This is a genomic window from Pseudomonas palmensis (assembly GCF_017848315.1).
Lineage (GTDB): Bacteria > Pseudomonadota > Gammaproteobacteria > Pseudomonadales > Pseudomonadaceae > Aquipseudomonas > Aquipseudomonas palmensis.
The window spans coordinates 1-16,648 of sequence record NZ_JAFKEC010000016.1 but is presented as its reverse complement, the minus strand read 5'-3'; the positions used below and the strand labels follow the sequence as shown (position 1 = coordinate 16,648).

The following is a 16,648-nucleotide window of genomic DNA, read 5'->3' as shown; positions in this document are numbered from 1 at the left end:
GCATCCATTGCAGGAGCCGGCCTTGCCGGCGAAGGGGCACGTCAGGCCAAGGCTTTCTCGATAGCCTGCACCACCGTGGCATCATCCGGCGCAGTACGCGGCGCAAAGCGCGCCAGCACGCGGCCGTCCTTGCCTACCAGAAACTTCTCGAAGTTCCAGGTGATATCCCCCGGGAACTCGGCGCCTTCACCGGCCAGCAGGCGGTACAGCTGATGCCGCTCCGGGCCGTTGACCTCCAGCTTGCTGCCCAGCGGGAAACTCACCCCGTAGTTCAGGCTGCAGAACTGGGCGATCTCCTGCTCGCTGCCCGGCTCCTGCCCGGCAAACTGGTTGCACGGCAGGCCCAGCACGCTGAAGCCCTTGTCCTTGTAATGCTGGTAGAGATTCTCCAGCGCCGCATATTGCGGGGTCAGGCCACATTTGGAGGCGACATTGACCACCAGCACCACCTGCCCCTTGAACGGCGACAATGGCAACTCCTGGCCATCCAGCGCCTGCAATTTCAGGTCGTGAAATGCACTCATGACGTACTCCCCTTTCCAGTTCCCGGCCAGTTACCGGCATCGGTCCCGGCTGGCGCAACAAATGCTGCCCACTAAAAAAGCGCCCGGCCAAGCCGTCTGCCTCCTGGGAGAACACGACAGACTTGCCCGGGCGCCTTAGCGACCTTCTGAGCTTAGCGCAGAAATCAGTGCTGATGGCCACCTTCGCCATGCACGTGACCATGGGCGATTTCTTCTTCGCTGGCATCACGCACGGCAACGACCTTGACCTTGAAGTTCAGGCGCTGGCCAGCCAGTGGGTGGTTGCCGTCGACGGTCACGTCGTCGCCGTCCAGGTCACGGATGGTCACGATCTGCATCTGGCCATCAGGCGCGGACGCGTGGAACTGCATGCCCACTTCCAGCTCGTCGACACCTTCGAACATGCTGCGGTTCAGGGTGCTGACCAGTTCGGCCAGGTATTCGCCGTAGGCGTCTTCCGGCTCGATGGCAACGTCCAGCTCGGCGCCGGTATCCTTGCCTTCCAGGGCTTTTTCCAGGCCCGGAATGATGTTGCCTGCACCGTGCAGGTAAACCAGCGGCGCGCCGCCGTTGGAGCTATCGATGACCTCACCAGCGTCGTTGGTCAGGGTATAGTCGATGGAGACAGCCTTGTTGGCGGCGATCGGCATGGGGCGAGACCTTTTGCATAAGAATGTAGAACGAACAAGTGTAACCAACGCATCGCCTGAAAGCGAACGCAACCCGGACAAACGGGAAGCCGCTTTTCCCAGCCGGGTGCTGGGTTTTCATCAGGACGAGCATGGCCACTGGGTGGTCGAACTGTCGTGCGGGCATACCCAGCACCTGCGCCACGAACCGCCGTGGCAGTCGCGTGGCTGGGTGCTGGACGCAGACCTGCGCCAGCAACGAATCGGCCAGCCATTTGCCTGCGGCTGGTGCGCTCAGGGGGTCGATAGCGCTACCCTTGGCAATTGATTCTTTTGCAACAGCTCACTTCGAGAAGCTCGCATGCAGACATTTTTCATCGCGCCGACCGACTTTGGTGTCGGCCTGACCTCCATCAGCCTGGGCCTGGTGCGCACACTGGAACGCGCCGGACTCAAGGTCGGCTTCTTCAAGCCGATCGCCCAGCCCCACCCCGGCGACACCGGCCCGGAACGCTCCACCGAACTGGTCGCCCGCACCCACGGCCTCAAGCCGCCGCAACCGCTGAGCCTGGCGCATGTGGAACGCATGCTCGGCGATGGCCAGCTGGACGAACTGCTCGAAGAGATCATCACCCTGTACCAGCAGGCCTGCATCGGCAAGGACGTGCTGGTGGTCGAGGGCATGGTGCCGACCCGCCATGCCAGCTACGCGGCACGGGTCAACCTGCACCTGGCCAAGAGCCTGGACGCCGAGGTGATCCTGGTGTCGGCGCCGGAAAACGACGTGCTGGCCGAGCTGTCGGGCCGTGTCGAGCTGCAGGCCCAGCTGTTCGGCGGCCCGCGCGACCCCAAGGTGCTGGGCGTGATCCTCAACAAGGTGCGCAGCGACGAACCGATGGACACCTTCGCCAGCCGCCTGCAGGAGCATTCGCCCCTGCTGCGCAGCGGCGAGTTCCGCCTGCTGGGCTGCATCCCGTTCCAGGCCGGGCTCAACGACCCGCGCACCCGCGACGTGGCCGAGCTGCTCGGTGCCCAGGTACTCAACGCCGGCGACTACGAAACCCGGCGCATGAACAAGATCATCATCTGCGCCCGCACCGTGGCCAACACCGTGCCGCTGCTCAAGCCCGGCACGCTGGTGGTGACCCCGGGTGATCGCGACGACATCATCCTGGCCGTCAGCCTGGCGGCGATCAACGGTGTGCCACTGGCCGGCCTGCTGCTGACCAGCGACAGCAAGCCCGACCCGCGCATCCTCGAACTGTGCCAGGGCGCCCTGCTGGCCGGCCTGCCGGTGCTGTCGGTGAGTACCGGCTCCTACGACACCGCCAACCAGCTGAACCAGTTGAACAAGGAAATCCCGGTGGACGACCGCGAGCGTGCGGAGATCATCACCGACTTCGTGGCCAGCCACCTGGACGCCGACTGGCTCAACCAGCGCTGCGGCACCCCGCGCGAGATGCGCCTGTCGCCTGCGGTGTTCCGCTACCAGCTGATCCAGCGTGCCCAGCAGGCCAACAAGCGCATCGTGCTGCCCGAAGGCGCCGAGCCGATGACCGTGCAGGCCGCCGCCATCTGCCAGGCCCGTGGCATCGCCCGCTGCGTGCTGCTGGCCAGGCCCGAGGACGTACAGGCAGTGGCCCGCGCCCAGGGCATCAGCCTGCCCGAGGGGCTGGAGATTCTGGACCCGGACCTGATCCGCGAGCGCTACGTCGAGCCTATGGTCAGCCTGCGCAAGAGCAAGAGCCTTAACGCGCCGATGGCCGAGCAGCAGCTAGAAGATCCGGTGGTGATCGGCACCATGATGCTGGCCCTGGACGAGGTCGACGGCCTGGTCTCGGGCCTGGTGCACTCCACCGCCAACACCATCCGCCCGGCCCTGCAACTGATCAAGACCGCCCCCGGCTGCAGCCTGGTGTCGTCGGTGTTCTTCATGCTGTTCCCCGAGCAGGTGCTGGTGTATGGCGACTGCGTGATGAACCCGCACCCCACTGCCGGCGAGCTGGCCGAAATTGCCCTGCAAAGCGCCGATTCGGCCGAAGCCTTCGGCATTACCCCGCGGGTGGCGATGATCAGCTATTCCAGTGGCGATTCGGCCAGCGGCGAAGAGGTCGAGAAGGTGCGCGAGGCCACCCTGCTGGCCCAGGAAACCCAGCGTGGCCTGCAGATCGATGGGCCGTTGCAGTACGACGCCGCCGCCAACCAGGACATCGCCCGCCAGCTGGCGCCCAACAGCAAGGTGGCCGGACGCGCAACGGTGTTCGTGTTCCCCGACCTGAACACCGGCAACACCACCCACAAGGCCGTGCAGCGCAGCGCCGATTGCGTGAGCCTGGGGCCGATGCTGCAGGGCCTGCGCAAGCCGGTCAACGACCTGCCGCGTGGCGCCCAGGTCGACGACATCGTCTACACCATTGCCCTGACCGCGATTCAGGCCAACCGCTCGCTGGATAACTGACCATGCTCGCTTTTCTGCCCGCGCCCGTGCGCGGAGTCATCGGCTCGCTGCTGCTGGCCGCCAACACCATCCTGTGCTGCACACCGCTGTTCATCGTCAGCCTGTTCAAGCTGTGCCTGCCCTTTGCCGCCGCGCAGCGCGTCACCGACGAACTGATGCGGCACATCCACGAAGCCTGGATCAGCAACAACAAGGGCTGGATGAACCTGGTCGGGCGCACCCGCTGGGACATCGAGGGGCTGGCCGGGCTGGACTACCAGCACAGCTACCTGGTGACCAGCAACCACCAGAGCTGGGTGGACATCATGGTGCTGCAATACGTGCTCAACCGACGCATCCGACCGCTCAAGTTCTTCCTCAAGCAGGTGCTGATCTGGGTGCCGGTGATCGGCCTGGCCTGGTGGGCGCTGGGCTTTCCGTTCATGAAGCGCTACAGCAAGGCCTACCTGGCCAAGCACCCAGAAAAACAGGGCAAGGACCTGCAGACCACGCGCCGTACCTGCGCCAGGTTCCGTGGCAAGCCCACGGCGATCTTCAACTTTGCCGAAGGCACGCGTTTCACCCCCGCCAAGCATGCCGAACAGGGTTCGCCGTTCCGGCACCTGCTCAAACCCAAGGCGGGCGGCATTGCCTTCGTGCTGGATGCGATGGGCGAGCAACTGGAGTCGATCATCAACGTGACGATCCATTACCCGCAGGGCACACCGGGCTTCTGGGACCTGCTGTGCGGGCGCGTGGCGCGGGTGGAGGTGACGTTCGAGGCGCTGGCGATTCCCAAGGAATTCCTGGGACGCAGCTACGACCAGGATGAAGCCTACAGGCTGGCGTTCCAGCAGTGGATCAACCGGTTGTGGGAAGAGAAGGATGAACGGCTGGAGCGGATGCGCCAGCAGTGAGCCCTTCGCCGGCAAGGCCGGCTCCTACAACGGCGTGAGCCCCCTGTAGGAGCCAGCATTGCTGGCGAAAAGAATTACTGGTACTGCTGCCCAGGAATCGGCTTGAGGTTCACCTCCACCCGACGGTTCTGCGCACGCCCGTTGGCATCGGCGTTGCTCGCGATCGGCTGGTCCGGGCCCAGGCCACGCGCACTCACGCGCGAAGGGTCGACGCCCTGGGAGGTCAGGTAGGTGCTCACGGCCTGTGCACGACGCTGCGACAGGTCCATGTTGTGCTGGCGACTGCCGGTGCTGTCGGTGAAACCGACCACTTCGATGGTGTTCTGGTTGAACTGCTTGAACGAGTTGGCCAGGTTGTTCAGCGGCGCGTAGAAGCTTGGTGCAATGCTCGCCGAGTCGGTGGCGAAGGTGATGTTGCCCGGCATGATCAGCTTGATCTGGTCGCCTTGACGCTGCACTTCGACACCGGTGTTGGCCATGCTCTCGCGCAGTGCCGCTTCCTGGCGGTCGGCGTAGTAGCCGTAGCCGGCGGCGGCGGCGCCCACCGCGGCGGCGCCGATCAACGCACCCTTGCCACGGTTGTTGTGGTCGATGGCGGCACCGGCAACGGCACCGGCCAATGCGCCCAGGCCGCCGTACTTGGCGGTCTTGCTCATCCCGGTGGAGCCTTGCGCCTGGCCCTGGTTGTCATAGGGGTTCTGACTGGCGCAGCCAGTCATCAGGGCAGCAGCAGTAGCGACGATAATCAGACGACGCATGGTGAACATGGACAAGCTCCTACAGAATTCGTGTATGCAGCGGACCGACGGCGGTTCCCTGCCAGGCTTGGAACGCGAGCTGCGATAAAAATTCCCTCGGGACAAACTGTAGTCTACTGGCTGCCACGGTAAACCCGAAAAGTGCGAAGCCGGCGGCCCCCCCAAACAAACAGGATGTTCATCACGCGCACCGGTCAGAACCGAGTTCACGCCTCCGCCCTGCAAATTCGACGCTGTTCAGCCCATGCACGGCAACCGGAAACCTCCTACACCCGTTACAAAAATGACGTCAATTAGCCATCACTTCGACGCTTTTTTGCAGTATCCTGCGCCGCGTTTGTAGGAAACAGACGTTCTTTTTGCATAACGAGTGATGGATCACCCTCATGCTCTACCTCTTCCGTCGCCTGGCTTTCGGCCTGGCGCTGCTGCCGTTTTTCGCCTCGGCCGACCCGCTGCAAACCCCAGGCGACCGCGACCTGATCCGCGACCGCCAGGAGCGGCTGCTGCAAGAACAGCGCAAACGCCTGCAGGAGCTGCAAAGCCTCCCAGGCAGGGCTGCGCCCCAGGTGCCAGCCAGCACACCTGAAGACACCCGTTGCTTTACCATCCGTCACATAGTGCTCGAGGGCGCCGAGCACCTGGGCGAGCGCGAGCAGCGCCGTCTGCTCGAACCCTACGAAGGCCAGTGCCTGGGTGTCGGCCAGCTCAATGCGCTGCTCAAGGTGGTCACCGATCACTACCTCAACCGTGGCTACATCACTACCCGCGCCTACCTGCCCCAGCAGGACCTTTCCTCCGGCACCCTGCAGATCACTGTCGTCGAAGGGCGCCTGGACGGCCTGGACAGCTCCAGCCTGGCCAGCCCGCGCGAGCTGGCCATGGCCTTCCCCGGCACCACCGGCGAGGTACTGAACCTGCGCGAACTGGAGCAACTGGTCGACCAGCTGACCCGCCTGCCCTCGCGCCAGGCGCAACTGGAACTGGTGCCGGGCGACGAGGTGGGCAGCAGCCGGGTGCAGTTGCAGGGGCAACGCGACAAGCCCTGGCGCGTGTCGGCCACGCGCAACAATGACGGCGACCGCAGCAGCGGTGAACAGCAGATGGGCCTGGGCCTGGACTGGGACAGCCCACTGGGCCTGGCCGATCAGTTCAGCCTGAGGGCCAATCAGGACGCGGTCAGCGACCACTGGCGCCACTCCGACAGCCAGTACCTGAACTACAGCGTGCCATGGGGCTGGTGGACCTTCACCTACAGCTACAACCAGAGCTACTACCGTACCCGCGACGATTCCAGCGGCTTTCCCTTCAAGCTCGATGGCGACAGCCAGATGCACCAACTGCGCGTCGAGCGCGTGATACACCGCGATGCCCTGAGCAAGACGGCGGTCAACCTCGGCATCAGCCACCTGCGTACCAACAACTACCTGGACGACAGCCTGATCGACGTGTCGAGCACGCGCCTGAGCGAAAGCCAGCTGGGCGTGAACCATGGGCGGCGCATCGGCACCGCCTTCCTCAACCTCGACGCCGGCTGGCAGCAAGGCATCGGCGCCTTCGACGCCCAGGGCGCGGGCGACCCGCACGGCACCGAACCGGTTGCCCGCTACAACAAATACAGCCTGACCCTGAGCTACCTGCAGCCGTTCACCCTGTGGGGCGAAGCCTTCAGCTTCGACAGCCTGGCCACCGGCCAGCGCAGCGAAGACCCGCTCTACAGCCCGCAGCGCATCAGCGTGGGCGGGCTCAACTCGGTACGCGGGTTCAAGCAGCAGACACTCACCGGCAACAGCGGCGGCTACTGGCGCAACCAGTTGCGCTGGCGTCGCCCGGTGAGCTGGGCGCCCTTGCAGCCCTTCGTGCAGGAGTACGGCGCGGCACTGGCCTACGACGTGGGCGTGATAAAGGGCGACCACAACAACCCCGACACCCATGGCCGCCTTAGCGGCAACGCCGTGGAACTGAACCTGCGCGGGCAGTACTTCGCCGCCAGCGTCAGTTTTGCCCGCTCGTTGCAGCGGCCCGACAGCCTCGAACGTCGTGAACACCCGATCTACGTGCGCATGGACGCGTTCTTCTGACCGGCCCCCCAGCCGATTAACGTGCCCTGATGGAGGGGCACCGATTTTCCGGAGTTTTGACATGGACGCCCGCAGCCCGTTGAACCAGTACCTGGCCCTGATCGTTGCCGGGGTCATGTTCCTCAACCCGATCGTCGCCACCGCCGCGCAGGTTACCGTGGATGCGGCGGCCAAGGCCGGCACCACGGTGGGCGCAGCCGGCAACGGGGTGCCCATCGTCAACATCGCCCGCCCCAACGGCAGCGGGCTGTCGAGCAACACCTTTCGCGACTACAACGTCGGCAAGCAGGGGCTGATCCTCAACAATGCCACCAACAAGACCCAGAGCACCCAGCTCGGCGGCATCATCGTGGGCAACCCCAACCTCAAGGGCCAGGCGGCCAAGGTCATCCTCAACCAGGTGACCGGGGGCAACCGCAGCACCCTGGCGGGCTACACCGAAGTGGCCGGCTCCGCTGCGCGGGTGATCGTGGCCAACCCCCACGGCATCACCTGCAACGGTTGCGGCTTCATCAATACCCCGCGCGCCACGCTGACCACCGGCAAACCGATCATGGACGGCGAACGCCTGGACCGCTTTCAGGTCGATGGCGGCGACATCGCGCTCGAAGGCGCCGGGCTCAATGCCAGCAATGTCGAACAGTTCGACCTGATCACCCGCAGCGCCAAGCTCAACGCCACGTTGCACGCCCAGCAACTGAACATCGTCACCGGACGCAACGACGTCAAGGCCGACAGCCTGCAGGTCACGCCACGGGCGGACGACGGCAGCGGCAAACCCTTGCTGGCCATCGACAGTTCCGCACTGGGTGGCATGTACGCCGGCGCCATCCGCCTGGTGGGCACCGAAAAGGGCGTGGGGGTGAAACTGGCCGGCAACATGGCCTCCACCGCCAGTGACGTGCAGATCGACGTGAACGGCAAGCTGAGCCTGGGCAATGTCACCGCCGGGCGCGACCTGAAAATCGCCGCCCACCAGGTGGAGCTCGAGGGCAAGACCTACGCAGCGCGCAACGCCGAGATTCGCAGCGCCGAGCAACTGGTCAACCGGCAAAGCCTGGCTGCTCGCGAACGCATCGACGTGGCAGCCAGGCAGATCGACAACCGCGGCGTGATCGAAGCCGGTGTCGAAGCCAACAACACCCGCAACAACCGCGGCGACCTGCACCTGGCCAGCCAGGACCTGCGCAACAGCGCCAGCGTGGTTGCCAGCCGCCAACTCGAAGTGACCGCCCGCGCCAACCTGGACAACCAGGGTGGCAGCCTGAAGGGCGCTACCACCACGGTGACCGCCGGCAAGCTGGACAACCGCCAGGGCCAGGTACTGGCCAGCCACACCCTCACGCTCAAGGCCGACACGCTGGACAACCGCGACAAGGGCCTGCTGCATAGCCAGCGCAGCACCGTGGTGCAGGCCAACTCCGGCCTGAACAACCAGGGTGGTCGAGTGATCGGCCTCGACAGCCTGGCCATTGACGCACCGCAGCTGGACAACAGCAACGCAGGATTGCTGGCCAGCAACCGGCAGGTGGTGATTCAAAGCCACGCGCTGAACAACCAGGCCGGCGAGGTTTCCGGCGCACGCAACGAAGTGCGCAGCGCCAGCGTGAACAACCAGGGCGGCAAACTGCTTGGAGGCGACGTGCTGCTGATCGCCAGCGCTGCCATCGACAACCGCCTGGGCCTGATCTCGGCCAGTCAGCACCTGGACATCCAGGGCCTTGGCCTGAACAACAGCAACAAGGGCGCCCTGCTCAGTCAGGGCACGCTGAACACCCGCATCAGCGGCCTGCTGGACAACCGCAACCAGGGCAACGTGGTGAGCGAAGGCGCGCTGCAGGTCACGGCCGGCCAACTGAACAACAGTGGCAGCGGCCTGCTGTCGAGCAAGGCCACACTGACGCTTTCGGGTGAGCGGCTGGACAATCGAGGCGGTGTACTGGTTGCCGATCAGGGACTGACGGTGGTCGGCGACACCCTCGACAACAGTGGCGGCGGCAAAGCCAGCACCCAGGCCGACCTGGTCGTTGACGTGGGCACGCTGCGCAACCATGACGCCGGCAAGCTGCTCGGCCAGGGCCGCGTGACCCTCGACGCCAAGCACATCGACAACCAGCGCGCCGGGCAGATCGTCGGCAACGATGCGGTGACTATCACCACCCACGACCTGCTCAACCAGCAAGGTGTGGTGTCGAGCATCGGCACGGTGGGCATCACAGCTACCGGGCAACTGGACAACACCAGCGGCAAGGTCATCGGCGACAGCGGCCTGACCCTCACCGTGCAGCGTCTGCTCAACCAGAGCAAGGGCCTGCTGGCTGGACGCGATGGGGTAGTACTGCGCGGCGCCGAGTTGCTCAACAGCGATGCCGGCCGGGTCAGCAGCCTGGCTTCGGTCGATATCGAACTCAGCGGCACGCTGGACAACAGCGTGGGCGGCGAGCTGGTCAGCGAGGGCCGCCTGAGCCTGAGTGCAGCTCAGTTGGACAACCACAACAAGGGCCTGGTATCGGCCATCGATACCTTGAATGTGGTCAGCCACGGCGCCCTGAACAACCAGGGCGGGACCCTGGTGACCGACGCCGCGTTGTCGATCCGCAGCGCGAACCTGGACAACCGTCATGGCGGCGCAATCAGCGCGGTGGGCGCACTCGAGCTGCGCAGTGGCGGGCTCGACAACCGCGACAAGGGCCGCATCGGCAGCGACACCGGCATCACCCTGCATGGCGCCCAGTTGTACAACGGCGAACAGGGCCGCATCACTTCCAGGGGCAAGATCGAGGCCACCCTCAGCGGGCTGGACCAGCGCGATGGCGGCTACCTGTTCAGCGCAACCGGCATCAGCCTGGACCTGCAGGGCGGCACACTGATCAACCGCGACAAGGGCGTGATCGCCAGCCCCGGCCAACTACTGCTGCGCCAGATCGGCGCGCTGGACAACAGCGCCGGTGGCGAGATATCCAGTGACCTCGGCTACAGCCTGCACACCGATCGCCTGGACAACCAGGGCGGGCGCCTGATCAGCGCCGACAGCCTCATCCTGCGCATCGCCAACGCCCTGGACAACAGCCGCAACGGCGTACTGTCGGCGGGCGCCGGGCTGGATATCGAAGCCGGCAGCCTGAGCAACACCCATGGCGGCACCCTGGCCAGCCGTGGCGACATCGGGCTGACCCTCGAAGGGCTGCTGGCCAACCAGCATCAGGGCACCCTGTCGGCAGGCGGCAATCTGCGCCTGAACAGCGGCGTTTTCGACAACAGCGACCAGGGGCTGGTATCCGCCAACCTGGGCTTGCACATCGACACCGGCACCCTGGACAACAGCCAGGGCGGCCAGTTGATCAGCCAGGGCGATGCACGCATCGACAGCACTACGCTGGATAACCGCAGCGGCGCCATCACCAGCGCCAAAGCCTTGCTGTTGAACAGCACCGACCTGCGCAACGGCGCCTACGCCAACGCCCTGCCCGGTGGCCGCATCAGCAGTGACGCCAACCTCACGATCACTGCCCGCCACCTGGACAATGGCCCGCACGGCGAACTCTCGGCCAAGGGCGACCTGCGCCTGAGCGTACAGCGACTGATCCAGCAGCAAGGCCGCCTGATCGGCGAACAGGCCGTGCACCTGAACCTGCAAGGCGGCACGCTGGACAACCATGGCGGGCTGATTCACGCCCGCGGCCCGCTGACCTTCGAGCGCCTGGGGCTGGTCGACAACAGCAATGGCGGTGAGATATCCAGCGAGCAGGCATTCAGCCTGCTCGCCACGCAACTCGACAACCAGCACAAGGGCCGCCTCATCAGCGCGGGCACATTGCAGGTCGAGGCCACCAGCATCGACAACAGCAACGCGGGGCTTGTCTCGGGCCTGCAGGGCCTTGAGGTCAGGGGCACTACGCTGGACAACCGCGGCGCCGGCACCCTCTCCAGCCAACATGGCCGCCTCGACGTGCACCTTGAAGACACCCTGGACAACCGCGACCAGGGCGCACTGGTCAGCCTTGGCAGGCAGCAGATCACTGCCACGCGCCTGGATAACCGACACGGCATCATCGCCGGCGAAGCCGATGTGACCCTGAGCATCGACGGCCGGCTCGACAACAGCCAGGGTGGCCTGATCGCGGCCACCCAAACCCTGAGCCTGAACCGTACCAGCAGCGTGATCGACAACAGCGGCGGCCAGCTCAATGGCCAGCGCCTGGAAATCGACGGCAAGCAGCTGAACAACCAGAACGGCCAGGTGACCAGCCAGGGCGCACTGCGCGTCACCCTGCTCGGCGCGCTGCTCAACACCCAGGGCGCACGCCTGGCCAGTGGCGGCGACCTGCTGCTAAACAGCGCCAACCTCGACAATCGCGGCGGCAGGCTGGTCAGCCAGGCCTTGCTGCGCATCGACGCCGACAGCCTGAACAACAGCGCTGGCGGCACACTGGCCAGCCAGCAGAACCTGGTATTACGTCTGAAGGGCGACCTGCTCAACCAGCAGGACGGCCTGGTATTCAGCGAACGCGGCAGCCTCGACATCCAGGCCCAGGCCCTCGACAACCAGGCGGCGAGCCTCAAGGCCCAGGGCAATATCCTGCTGCGCCTGGGCGACGACCTGCGCAATCAGGGCGGGCGCGTGGACAGCGTGGCCGGCAACCTCGATATCCACAGCACCCACCTGAACAACAGCGCCGGCGGCATGCTCAATAGCAGCCAGGGCCGGCTCACGCTGGTCAGCGGCCTGCTCGACAACAATGCTGGCACCCTCCAGGCCCAGACGCTGGACCTCGAGGCCCGCGACGGCCTGCAAAACCGCAAGGGTTTCATCTCTGCCTTGTCCGGCGACAACCGCATCGCCACCGCCACATTCGACAACCAGGGCGGCGGGCTGTATGCCGCAGGATGGCTGGGTGTGAACGCCGGGCAGTTCCTCAACCAGGCCGGCAAGGTGGGTGCCGGGCGCATCGACTTCGACCTGTCGGGCCTGCTCGACAACCAACTGGGCCAGCTCGAGAGCGAGGCTGACCTGGCCCTGCGCAGCCAGACGCTGAACAACGCCAATGGCAGCCTGCGCGCGCTGGGGCGCAGCGACACCACCCTGATCAGCACCCGCGAGACGTTCAACAACAACGCTGGCCTGCTGGAAACCGCCAACCAGCACCTGGACCTGCAAGTCGCCGGCCTGAGCAACAACAGCGGGCAGTTGCTGCACACCGGTAGCGGCAACTTCGGCCTGGCCGCCGACAAGGTGATGCGTGCGGGCGGCCTGCTGTACACCAACGGCCTGCTCGACATCAAGGCCGCCAACTGGACCAACAGCAGCGTATTACAGGCCGCGCGCCTGAACCTGGACATCGGCCAGTTCACCCAGACCGCGAGCGGCAAGCTGCTGGCGGCGCAGAGTTTCACCGGCAAGGGGGTCAATTGGCGCAACGACGGCCTGCTGGCCAGCGACGGCAGTTTGCGGCTCGACCTCACCGGCACCTACAACGGCACCGGGCGCACCACCAGCCTGGGCAACCTGACCCTGAACGCGGCCAGCATCGACCTTGCCAGCACCAGCACCCTTACCGGGGGCGCCACCAGCGTGGTGAGCGCCACCAACACCTTGACCAACCGCGGGCGGATCACCTCGGCGGGCAATCTGACCGCCACGGCCGGCACGCTCGACAACTACGCCACCCTGGGCAGCGCCACGGCCTTGCGCATCAATGCCGACACCCTGCGCAACGACCGCGGGCTGATCTTCAGCGGCAACGATATGACGCTGCGGGTAGGCACCTTCACCAACACCTATGCCGACCTGTACAGCCTCGGCGGGCTGAGCATCGCCCGTGATGACCGAGGTACCCGTGCCACGCACGTGGAGAACATTTCCGGCAGCCTGGAAAGCGCCGGCAACATGAGCCTGCTGGCCGACAGCCTGATCAATCGCAAGGACAAGCTCACGGTCCGGACCGAACGGGTATCGGGGAGCATCAACACCTATGCCGACGACCATTGCAAGGGCAAGGGCTGCGAGTTCCAGTTCACCGCCGTCGAGATCTCCCACGATGTCATCGACCAGGACAGCCAGGCCGCATCGATCACCACAGGTGGCAGCCTGACGTTCAGCGGCAACGAGTTCAGCAACCGCTACAGCAGCGTCTCTGCCGCCCGCAACATCAGCATCGACACTGCCGTACTCAACAACATTGGCGTGAGCGGTGGCGAGCAGCGCAACTTGAACGGCAGTTTCTACAGCCGTAACCGGTCGCACTATTCCGGCTTCATGCAAAAGAAGAACGCGTTCAACCAGTCCGGCGTACCCGGCATGGAAACCCTGGACCAATTCCTGGCCGCCGGCGGCTACCCCGGCAAAGGCGTATACAGGTTGAGCGACAACCGCACGCCCATCGCTGGCGCCGTGGTCTCCCCTGCCGTCATCCAGGCTGCGGGCGCCGTCACCATCAACGCCACCGAGCGCATCGACAACAGTGTGGTGCGCGCCAATGCCAGCGGGGTCGGCAGCATCGGCCAACGCGGTGCCAATGCCGACAAGGCCACCGCGCAAACCTCGGTACGTGCCATTACCTCGCAGTTGCCGCCCGACCTGGCACAGCGCCAGGTCAACCCGGTCACGCTGCCAAGCTTCAGCCTGCCGCAGGGCGAGCATGGCCTGTTCCGCCTTAGCGGGCAGACCGGCCAGACAGCCCAGGCCAGCGGTGCACTGGCCGCAGGTGCCGACCTGACTCAGCACGGGCAAGCCGGCACGCTGGGCAGCCTGGCCAACACTGCCACCGGCAACGCCGGCCAGGGTCACTGGGCAGGCCCTGACGCACAGGCTGCCAGCGTTGCCGGGCAAACCGGTACGGGCCTGGACGGCCTGCCGGCAGGCGTGAAGCTGGTACAGGGCGTGCCAACCCCGGCAACTGCCAGCCAGCCGCACAAGTACCTGGTGGAAACCAACCCGGTGCTCACCGACCTGAAGAAATTCCTCAGTTCCGACTACCTGCTGGGCAGCCTCGACATCGACCCCGACGCCACCAAGAAGCGCCTGGGCGACGGCCTGTACGAACAGCGCCTGATCCGCGAAGCGGTAGTGGAGCGCACCGGGCAGCGCTTGATCGCCGGGCTGGACAGCGACGAGGCGATGTTCCGCTACCTGATGGACAACGCCATTGCCAGCAAGGATGCGCTGAGCCTGAGCGTAGGCGTGTCGCTGAGTGCCGAGCAGGTGGCCGCCCTCACCCACGACATCGTGTGGATGGAAACCATCGAGGTCAACGGCGAGCAGGTGCTGGCCCCGGTGCTCTACCTGGCCCAGTCCGAAGGACGCCTGGCGCCCAACGGCGCGTTGATCCAGGGGCGCGATGTCAGCCTGATCAGCGGCGGCGAGCTGAACAACGTCGGCACCCTGCGCGCCAGCAACAACCTTTCCGTCACCGCCGGCAACATCGACAACAGCGGCCTGATGGAAGCCGGCCAGCGCCTCGACCTGCTGGCCACCGATTCCATCCGCAACAGCGCCGGCGGCATCCTCAAGGGCCGCGACGTGAGCCTGTTGGCCCTGACCGGCGATGTCATCAACGAGCGCAGCGTCACCCGCCTGGACGATCGTGTCGGCGGCGAGCACGTGGTGCAGAACATCGTCAACAATGCGGCGCGCATCGAGGCTGCCAACGACCTGACCCTCTCGGCCGGTCGCGACATCGGCTTTGTCGGTGGCGTGGCCACCGCCGGCGGCAACATTGCGCTGAGCGCCGAGCGCGACCTCTATATCGCCAGCCAGCAAGTCACCGACAGCCACGAGTACCAGCGTCGCCGCGTCAGCGGCTACGACAGCACCACCACCCAGTACGTCAGCCAAGTGCAGGCTGGCGGCAGCTTCAGTGCCTCGGCCGGGCAAGACCTGTCGGTCATCGCCAGCGAGATCGAGGCACGTCGCGACATCGCCCTGGAGGCTGGGCGCGACGTGTTCATCGCTGCTGCGGCAGACGAAGACCATGCCTATTCCAAAGGCAAAAAAGGCAACACCAAAACCGAGAAACAGCACGACAGCGTGCGCCAGCAGGCGGCCGAACTGACTGCCGGCGGCTCGCTCAGCATCGAGGCCGGCGACAACCTGCTGATGGTTGCCAGCAAGGCCACGGCGGGCGGCGAGGCCTACATCTCCGCCGGCAATACCCTGCAGCTACTGGCCGCCAACGACAGCGAGTACTCGCTGTACGACATGAACAAGAAAGGCAACTGGGGCAGCAAGAAGACCCAGCGTGACGAAGTCACCGATGTTAAGGCGGTGGGCAGCGTGGTCACCAGCGGGGGTGACCTGACCCTGGTGAGCGGCGGTGACCAGTTGTACCAGGGCGCCGCCCTGGAGTCAGGCCGCGACCTCACAATAGAAAGCGGCGGTGCGGTGACGTTCGAAGCCGTCAAGGACATGCATCAGGAGAGTCACGAAAAGAGTAAGGGCGACCTGGCGTGGACCAGTGCCAAGGGCAAGGGGCAGACGGATGAGACGCTGCGCCAGACGCAGATGGTGGCCAACGGAAACCTGATAATCAATGCGGTAGACGGCATCAAGGTCGATATAAAAAAGATCGACCAAAGGACTGTCAGTCAGTCCATCGACGCCATGGTGAAGGCTGATCCGAAACTGGCATGGTTGAAAGAAGTGGAAGCCAGGGGTGGTATCGACTGGCGCCAGGTGGAGGAAATTCACTCTAGCTTCAAGTACGACAATTCCGGTTTGGGTGTTGGAGCACAACTGGCTGTAGCTATCCTGATGGCCGCCGCAATGGGCCCGGCAGGATTCGGTCTCACGGGCTTTCAGCTAGGCGCAGCAACAAGCCTGGCAACAACCGGTGCGGTCAGTACGATCAACAACCAAGGTGATCTCGCAGCAGCGCTCAAGGAAACACTAAGCAAAGACAGTCTGAAGAATGCAGCAGTCTCCTCACTGACGGCAGGTTCATTTGAATACGTAGACACTCACTGGTTCGGCGTAGAACAAAGCGGTCAAGCGGGCGGATTCGTGAAGGCTGCCGATGGCACCCTCATTCCGGTTTCCAGCAACCCGCGCAACGTACTCACATGGGCGAACGCCTCAGATACGCTCATTCGGGCTGGTGCGCACTCGCTTGTTTCGAGCGGAATATCTACGGCCATCAATGGCGGCAGCTTCAGCGACAACCTGGGCAATGCTCTAGTCGGCCAGGCAGGCAGCATCGCCATGGCCACGGGCTTCAAGTTTGCCGGTGACCAGACCATTCGATTTGAGAACGGCAGCCTGCCCAAAATTGTGGTTCATGCCGTCATGGGTGGTTTGCTGGCAGAGG

8 protein-coding genes are annotated in these 16,648 nt (G+C 65.0%); 5 read left to right on the top strand and 3 right to left on the bottom strand.

The genetic code is table 11. The features are described 5' to 3' along the window. Positions 1-41 precede the first annotated feature (41 nt). Together JZZ72_RS11380 and JZZ72_RS11375 are read right to left on the bottom strand one after the other, a co-directional pair. Entirely contained in the window at positions 42-524 is a 483-nt protein-coding gene (locus tag JZZ72_RS11380; RefSeq protein ID WP_210014475.1) for a glutathione peroxidase, read from the bottom strand. 164 nt (positions 525-688) lie between these two features. Further along, positions 689-1,174, bottom strand: a complete 486-nt coding sequence (locus JZZ72_RS11375; RefSeq protein ID WP_043864372.1) for an FKBP-type peptidyl-prolyl cis-trans isomerase — start codon at positions 1,172-1,174, stop codon at positions 689-691. On the opposite strand from JZZ72_RS11375, the gene JZZ72_RS11370 reads away from it, so the two are divergent. Genes JZZ72_RS11370 through JZZ72_RS11360 form a run of 3 tightly spaced genes read left to right on the top strand, consistent with a single transcriptional unit; the run spans position 1,173 to position 4,507 of the window. Continuing rightward, the gene (locus JZZ72_RS11370; RefSeq protein ID WP_043864371.1) at positions 1,173-1,481 is read left to right on the top strand and encodes a DUF3565 domain-containing protein; all 309 of its coding nucleotides are present in this window, start codon (positions 1,173-1,175) and stop codon (positions 1,479-1,481) included. The two genes, JZZ72_RS11375 and JZZ72_RS11370, sit on opposite strands and share 2 nt — an antisense overlap. Positions 1,482-1,514: 33 nt before the next feature. Further along, a complete protein-coding gene (pta, locus tag JZZ72_RS11365) occupies positions 1,515-3,611 on the top strand; it encodes a phosphate acetyltransferase (protein WP_043864370.1) in 2,097 nt (698 codons plus the stop codon). A 2-nt stretch (positions 3,612-3,613) separates the two neighbouring features. Beyond that, entirely contained in the window at positions 3,614-4,507 is an 894-nt protein-coding gene (locus tag JZZ72_RS11360) for an acyltransferase (RefSeq protein ID WP_054916274.1), read from the top strand. A gap of 74 nt (positions 4,508-4,581) precedes the next feature. On the opposite strand, the gene JZZ72_RS11355 is transcribed toward JZZ72_RS11360, so the two are convergent. Continuing rightward, positions 4,582-5,274: an OmpA family protein gene (locus JZZ72_RS11355; protein WP_043864368.1), complete on the bottom strand. Its 693-nt coding sequence runs from the start codon at positions 5,272-5,274 to the stop codon at positions 4,582-4,584. Positions 5,275-5,651: 377 nt separating this feature from the next. Here JZZ72_RS11355 and JZZ72_RS11350 point away from each other — a divergent pair, with 377 nt between their 5' ends. Further along, on the top strand, positions 5,652-7,346 hold the full coding sequence (locus JZZ72_RS11350) for a ShlB/FhaC/HecB family hemolysin secretion/activation protein (protein ID WP_078479897.1): 1,695 nt from the start codon (positions 5,652-5,654) through the stop codon (positions 7,344-7,346). 61 nt (positions 7,347-7,407) lie between these two features. Beyond that, positions 7,408-16,648, top strand: a 9,241-nt coding sequence (locus JZZ72_RS11345; RefSeq protein WP_210014474.1) for a two-partner secretion domain-containing protein, incomplete at its 3' end; no start/stop codon positions are given.